Consider the following 6,694-nt stretch of genomic DNA (forward strand, 5'->3'; position numbering starts at 1 on the left):
GCACGGCGGTACAGTGCGCACCCGGCCACGCACCCAGACCAGCGACCGGACCGGTTCCCGCAGCGGCAGCGGCGCGTAGTCGGTGAGCTCCAGCACGGCCTGGGATCCGCAGATGCCACGGCCGGGAGCTCCACCCCGACCGGCCGGAACGGCCACGGCGAAGGACCCGTCCGGCAGCAGGTGGTGCACGGGCGTCGCGAACGGGACCTCGTTCGCTCTGCCGCTCTCCAGGGCGAGCTGCACGCCGCCGGCTCGAGCGCACGCGCTGCGGATCCGTTCGGCGGTCGTCGGCGCGGCGCCAGGTGACGGTGACATCCAACCTCTTTAGGTAAGCCTAAGTTAACTTAGCAGGGAGGACGCCGCAAGGTCAGCGGGCGAGCTGCCGTTAGGGTTTGGGTGTGGTGCGTATCGCATACCTCGGCCCCGAAGGCACGTTCACCGAGGCCGCGCTGCTGCAGATGACGGTGGCCGGCCTGGTTCCCGAGCAACAACTCGACGGGATGACGCGGCTCCCCATGGACAGCACGCCCGCCACGCTGGACGCCGTCCGCGCCGGCGCCGCCCAGTTCGCCTGCGTGCCGATCGAGAACTCGATCGACGGATCGGTGATGTCAACGCTGGACAGCCTGGCGATCGGTTCCCCGCTGCAGGTCTTCGCGGAGACAACCTTGGATGTGGCGTTCAGCATCGTCGTCAGGCCGGGCCTGGAAGCTCGCCCCGGTTCCCCGGACGTGCGCAGCCTGGCGGCCTTTCCCGTGGCCGCGGCGCAGGTGCGGCGGTGGCTGGACGCCAATGTGCCCGGCGCCGAGCTGCGTCCGGCCTACTCCAACGCCGACGCGGCGCGGCAGGCGGCCGACGGCCTGGTGGACGCCGCGGTGACCTCGCCCCTGGCCGCCGCCCACTGGGGCCTGGGTGTCCTGGCCGACGGCGTGGTCGACGAACCCAACGCCCGCACCCGCTTCGTGCTGTGCGGGCCGCCCGGGCCGCCGCCGGCCCGCACCGGCGCGGACCGCACCTCGGTGGTGCTGCGCATCGACAACGCCCCCGGCGCACTGCTGTCCGCGCTGGCCGAATTCGGCATCCGCGGGATCGACCTCACCCGCATCGAGTCCCGGCCGACCCGCACCGAGCTGGGCACCTATCTGTTCTTCGTCGACTGCGTCGGCCATATCGACGATGACGCCGTCGCCGAGGCACTCACAGCGTTGCACCGTCGTTGTGCCGATGTGCGATATCTGGGTTCCTGGCCGACGGGTGCGCCCGCCGGGGTCCTGCCACCGGCCGCCGACGAGGCGTCTCGCTGGCTCACGGGTCTGCGGGAAGGAAGGCCGTCGTGAGCGGGCGCCTGGTGCTGCTGCGGCATGGCCAGTCCTACAGCAACGTCGAACGCAGGCTCGACACCCGCCCGCCCGGGGCGGAGCTGACGTCCGTGGGGCGCGACCAGGCCCGTGCTTTTGCCCGGGGATGGGGGCGCCCGGCTCTGCTCGCGCATTCGGTGGCGGCGCGGGCGTCGCAGACCGCCGCGGTGATCGGGGCCGCGCTCGACGTGACCGCGACCGAGTTCGACGGCCTCCACGAGGTGCAGGTCGGCGAGCTCGAGGGCCGCAGCGACGACGAGGCGGTGGCGGAGTTCAACGCCGTCTACGAGCGGTGGCACCACGGCGAGTTCGATGTCGGGCTACCGGGTGGGGAGAGCGCCGACGACGTCCTGGCTCGCTACGTGCCGGTGCTCACCGAGCTGCGCTTGCGGTACCTCGACGACCAGCAGTGGAGCGGCGACATCGTCGTCGTCAGTCACGGCGCGGCGATACGCCTGGTTGCGGCGGTGCTGGCCGGGGTGGACGGGCGTTTCGCGCTGGACAACCATCTTGGCAACGCCGAGTCGGTGGTGTTGGCCCCGATCACCGACGGGCGGTGGAGCTGCGTGCGGTGGGCAACCCTGACTCCGCCGTTCGCCCCCGAAGCCGAGGCCGCCGCCGACGCGGTCCGTTCGGGCACCGACCCGATGGGCTGAATCAGACGGCCAGCGCGACCGATTCGGCGCATCCGCAGCCGAGGGCATCGCAGTCGACGACGAACGTGTGCGGCACCGTTTCGGGGTCATGACAGTCTGCTTCGGTGCATTCCGACCGGTGCAGTGCGTGGCGGATCCGGGTTCCGTGACAGTGATCCAAGTCTGCCCGGCACGCGCGGCATTCGTGGCTCATGAGGCGTTCATAGCATCCGGCGCCGGCAAAGCCCCGGTGCCGCACCGGGCGCGGCGGCACCGGGGCGGGCTCGGGCTGCTCTCAGGACCAACCCAGTTCCTCCAAGCGGTCGTCGTCGATGCCGAAATGATGCGCGATCTCGTGGATGACGGTGATCGCCACCTGCTCGACGACATCGTCGTGGGACGCGCAGGCGTCCAGCAGCGGCTCACGATAGATCGTGATCGCGTCCGGCAGCGAGCCGGCGTAGTCGGAGTCCCGCTCGGTCAGCGCCACCCCCTCGTACAGCCCGAGCAGTCCGGGGTCGTCCGGGTGGCGTTCTTCGACCAGGACGACGACGTTGTCCATCGCTGCGGCCAGCTCGGGTGGGATCAGGTCGAGTGCCGCAGAGACCAGCTCGTCGAATTGGTGCGGGTCCATCCGCACGGGCACGCGCCTAGCCTCCCGGCGCGGCCTCGGCCGGCGGCGCCTGCGGTGCGGCCGGAGCCGAGGGAGCCGTGGGAGCCGGGGGAGGAGGTGCGGCCGGCTGCTGGTGGGGGAGATGCTGGTTGTTCGGCGGGACGGGGTTCGCCGGCACGCTGGGCTGACTGGCCGGCGCCCGGACCGGGATCGGGATCGGCATCGGCGTGAGCCGCTCCTCGGGGATGTCCGGCGGCGGCACCGGCGGCTGTCCGTTGATGAGCAGTTCGCCCTGGGCGTTGTTGACCAGCGTGGCCCAGCCCCCGGTGCCCAGCGTCGCGCCGATGCTGCACGCCACCTCCCGGCTGCCCGCCGACCAGCTGGGCAGGGAGACGGTCGGATAGATCAGCGTCAAGGTCGTGGTGCGCAGTTTGACGGGCGCCAGGTAGGACTCCGTCATCTGGGTGCACATGTCCTTGATGAAAGCGTCCTGGTCGGGCTCGGCGGGCAGGGGTCCGGGGAACTTCTCGGCCAGGTTCACCGTGCCGGTGACCTCCATCGCGTGTGGGGCCGCGCAATCGACCGGGACGTCGATCGGCTGGTTGGTCGCCGGGTCGATGCCCAGGCAGGTGCCGGCCGGCCACACCTTGGACTGGTCGAGGTCGGCGACTTTGCCCGTGAATACCTGCTGCTGGTCGTGCGCGCCGGGCAGCTGCAGCCCGCACAGCATGCGGCGGTCGCCGGACTGCCGCCAGGCCCGGTCGCCCGGCCACAGCAGGCTCACCATGAACCTGCTGTTGGGGTCGAACTTCGATCCGAGGTAGTTGCGGACCGCGGGTTCGCATTGCTCCTGGGTGATCTGCTGGATGCGGGCCGGCGACGGCGGTTCGGCCTTGGGTCCGTATTCGGAGCCGGGGAACGTCTGCATGTCGATGGACTCGGCGACCTCGAACTTGTGGTCGTCGGCGCACGTGACGATTGCCGCCGACTCCGGGCTGGCGTCCGGCCACATCAGGCAGTCGCCGCCGACGGCGCGGTTGAAGGCTGCTTCGCTCTTGGTGCCCGTCCTGGGGGCCGGGTCCGCGTCGAGGTAACCGGCCAACCGCCCCGGCCCGGTACCGCCGACCGGGATGGCGGTCACCAGTCCGGCGATCATCAGGCCGCCGAGCGCGGTGAGCAGCAGGCCGCGCCGCGTGGCTCGCGCCCGTACCGCTCGCAGCCTGCGCGGCCGGCCCGGTACAGCCGAAGTGCTGGCTTCCGGGGCTTCTGGCGCGGGGGCTTCCGACATCTGCTCCATTGTGATGTTCCATTCTGACAGGAGTCGCCCACCCGCGTGACCACTGTTGCGGTTGTCGTTGCGTGGGATTGGCCGGGCGGGATGCTCCGCCGGCGGGCCGCAGCGCCGAAAGTAGTCTCAGGGCCGTGATCGACCTCAAGCTGCTCCGCGAAGACCCCGACGCCGTGCGCCGTTCCCAAATCAGCCGCGGCGAGGACCCGGGGCTCGTCGACGCCCTGCTGGCGGCCGACGCAGCGCGCCGGGCCGCCATTTCGTCGGCCGACGCGCTGCGCGCCGAGCAGAAGGCCGCCAGCAAGAGCGTGGGCGCCGCATCGGCCGAGGAACGTCCGGCCCGGTTGCAGCGCGCCAGGGAGCTCGCCGACCAGGTCAAGGCCGCCGAATCCGCGCAGACCGAGGCCGAGGCGGCGTTCACCGCCGCGCACCTGGCGATCTCCAACGTGATCATCGAGGGGGTGCCCGCCGGCGGAGCGGACGACTACGCCGTCCTCGACGTCGTCGGGGAGCCGGCCGCGATCGTCGACCCGAAAGACCACCTCGAGCTCGGTGAGTCGCTCGGCCTCATCGACATGCAGCGCGGCGCCAAGGTGTCGGGCTCCCGGTTCTACTTTTTGACCGGCCACGGGGCGCTGCTGCAGCTGGGCCTGCTGCAGTTGGCGCTGCGGCTCGGCGTCGAGAACGGCTTCGTCCCGATGATCCCGCCGGTGCTGGTGCGCCCCGAGGTGATGGCCGGCACCGGATTCCTCGGCGCCCACGCCGACGAGGTGTACCGGGTGGAGGCCGACGACCTGTACCTGGTGGGCACCTCGGAGGTGCCGCTGGCCGGCTACCACGCCGACGAGATCGTGGACCTGTCCGGCGGTCCGCTGCGCTACGCGGGCTGGTCGTCGTGCTTCCGGCGGGAGGCCGGCAGCTACGGGAGGGACACCCGCGGCATCATTCGGGTGCACCAGTTCGACAAGGTGGAGGGTTTCGTCTACTGCGTGCCCGACGATGCCGAGGCCGAGCACCGGCGGCTGCTGGGCTGGCAGCGCCAGATGCTGGCGCAGATCGAGGTGCCCTACCGGGTGATCGACGTCGCCGCGGGCGACCTCGGCTCGTCGGCCGCGCGCAAATTCGACTGCGAGGCGTGGGTGCCCACCCAGGGGACCTATCGGGAGCTGACGTCGACGTCGAACTGCACCACCTTCCAGGCACGCCGGCTGTCGACCCGCTTCCGCGACAACCAGGGCAAGCCGCGGGCCGCGGCGACTCTCAACGGCACCCTGGGTACCACGCGATGGTTGGTGGCGATCCTGGAGAACCATCAGCAGCCCGACGGGAGCGTGCGGGTCCCCCAAGCTCTCGTCCCGTTCGTCGGCGTCGAGGTGCTGGAGCCGAAGGCCTGACCCGTCCGCCTCCGACGGGTGTGCGGCTGGCGCCGCCGCACTATCATCTGGCAAGCATCGGCAAGCCACGTCGGGTGCGTCGCAAGGGGTGCCCCGGAAGGGGGAGACGGTGACCACGATGAAGTGGGTCGGTCGCTGGTGGCGTCAAACCGATGATTACGAACAGCTCATCAGTCACCTGCGCGCCCGCGGGATGCCGCACCTTGTCCGGGCCGCGATCTCGCTGATCTCCGCCGGGCTGGCCCTGGCCGCGATCGCGACCGTGTGGACTCCCACCGGCCCGCGGGGGACCGCTCAGCTCGCCTGCGTCGTGCTCGCCTGCGGCAGCGCCGCGATCGTCGCCGCGGTGTGGGCGGTGTGCTGGCCGTCCCGGGACCGGGCCGTCCGGCTGGCCCTGCTGACCAACACCAGCATCGCGCTGGCGGTGTTGGCCCAGAGCCATCCTGTCGCCGCCCTGCTCGTGTGCACGACGTTCGCGACCAACGCCTGCTATGTCGCGGTGTTCCACACGGCGCGTCAGATGGTGTACTGCGTTGCGGTCGCCGCCGCCGCGGGAGCATTCGAGGCCGATCGGATCGCCGGACGGTACGGCCTTGTCGCCGCCGGGAGCAGCTACTTGTTGATCCTGATGCTTGACGTGGCCATGCCATTCGCGATCCAGGCCATCGCTTCCATGTTGCGCACCGACGCGGTGCGCGCCGACCGCGACCAACTCACCGGATTGCTGAACCGGCGCGCATTCCGCCGGCGCGCCAAAGTGCGGTTGCAGGAGCAGCGCGTCGAGTTCGGGCATTTCGTCGTCGCCGTGATCGACCTGGACCGCTTCAAACTGCTCAACGACGTCCACGGGCACGGCACCGGCGACGACGCGCTGGTGTCGGTGGCGCGGGCGTTGCGCGCCGGCGCCGACGGTACCGCGGTCATCGGGCGCGTGGGCGGCGAGGAGTTCCTGGTGGCCGACGCCTGGTCCCCCGACGAGGTGCGAGTACGAGCGGAACGGCTCTGCGCCGCGATCGCCGCGCTGCCCTTCGGTGTCACCGCCAGCGTCGGGACCGCCGGCGTGCACGGGCGTTTCCCGGACCGGGAGGCCGACGAATTGCTCGACGAGCTGATCTCGGTCGCCGACGCCGCGATGTACGCCGCCAAACGCCGCGGCGGCAACCGGGCCGGTCGCCACGTGCCCCTGACCGCGTGCTGCGGCGACGGGCCCGGCGCCGAGAAAAATTAGGTGTCCACGGTCGTCGGCACGGTGGCCGATCGCGCGTGCCGGTGTTGGCGCTCGATGGTGGCGAAGTAGAAGGCGAACGCGAAGGCGAAGCTGGTGAACAGGCTGGACACGAAGTACAGCCACGGATGCCGCAGCGCACGGCGACGGCCGTCGACGATCGTGAACAGCGGCAGCAGGA

The 6,694-nt window shown here is 71.1% G+C and carries 7 protein-coding genes and 2 pseudogenes; 4 read left to right on the forward strand and 5 right to left on the reverse strand.

What is annotated here, in order from left to right; translation table 11 throughout:
• Positions 1–315, reverse strand: a pseudogene (locus tag AC2VOK_RS17125) (DUF2470 domain-containing protein); the annotation flags it as partial.
• A gap of 83 nt (positions 316–398) precedes the next feature.
• On the opposite strand from AC2VOK_RS17125, the gene pheA reads away from it, so the two are divergent.
• Together pheA and AC2VOK_RS17135 are read left to right on the forward strand one after the other, a co-directional pair.
• The gene (pheA, locus tag AC2VOK_RS17130) at positions 399–1,337 is read left to right on the forward strand and encodes a prephenate dehydratase (RefSeq protein WP_428901551.1); all 939 of its coding nucleotides are present in this window, start codon (positions 399–401) and stop codon (positions 1,335–1,337) included.
• Entirely contained in the window at positions 1,334–2,014 is a 681-nt protein-coding gene (locus AC2VOK_RS17135; RefSeq protein ID WP_428901552.1) for a histidine phosphatase family protein, read from the forward strand. Before pheA ends, AC2VOK_RS17135 begins: the two co-directional genes overlap by 4 nt.
• A gap of 1 nt (position 2,015) precedes the next feature.
• Here the strand turns inward: AC2VOK_RS17135 and AC2VOK_RS17140 are convergent, their stop codons facing one another.
• The 3 genes and pseudogenes from AC2VOK_RS17140 to AC2VOK_RS17150 all read right to left on the reverse strand — a co-directional run bounded on the left by AC2VOK_RS17140 (position 2,016) and on the right by AC2VOK_RS17150 (position 3,903).
• Positions 2,016–2,207, reverse strand: coding sequence for a hypothetical protein (locus AC2VOK_RS17140; protein WP_428901553.1), 192 nt, complete (start codon positions 2,205–2,207; stop codon positions 2,016–2,018).
• Positions 2,204–2,639 (reverse strand): annotated as a pseudogene (locus tag AC2VOK_RS17145) (metallopeptidase family protein). The gene AC2VOK_RS17140 and the pseudogene AC2VOK_RS17145 overlap by 4 nt, the downstream one beginning before the upstream one ends.
• A 4-nt stretch (positions 2,640–2,643) precedes the next feature.
• On the reverse strand, positions 2,644–3,903 hold the full coding sequence (locus AC2VOK_RS17150) for a septum formation family protein (protein ID WP_428901554.1): 1,260 nt from the start codon (positions 3,901–3,903) through the stop codon (positions 2,644–2,646).
• A gap of 125 nt (positions 3,904–4,028) precedes the next feature.
• Between AC2VOK_RS17150 and serS the strand changes: the two genes are divergently transcribed.
• Positions 4,029–5,288, forward strand: a complete 1,260-nt coding sequence (gene serS / locus AC2VOK_RS17155) for a serine--tRNA ligase (protein WP_428901555.1) — start codon at positions 4,029–4,031, stop codon at positions 5,286–5,288.
• A 118-nt stretch (positions 5,289–5,406) separates the two neighbouring features.
• On the forward strand, positions 5,407–6,516 hold the full coding sequence (locus AC2VOK_RS17160; RefSeq protein WP_428901557.1) for a GGDEF domain-containing protein: 1,110 nt from the start codon (positions 5,407–5,409) through the stop codon (positions 6,514–6,516).
• Here AC2VOK_RS17160 and AC2VOK_RS17165 read toward each other — a convergent pair.
• Positions 6,513–6,694, reverse strand: a 182-nt coding sequence (locus AC2VOK_RS17165) for a DUF2834 domain-containing protein (RefSeq protein WP_428901556.1), incomplete at its 5' end; no start/stop codon positions are given. The genes AC2VOK_RS17160 and AC2VOK_RS17165 overlap by 4 nt on opposite strands.

This window comes from Mycobacterium sp. TH-M116, assembly GCF_057473685.1.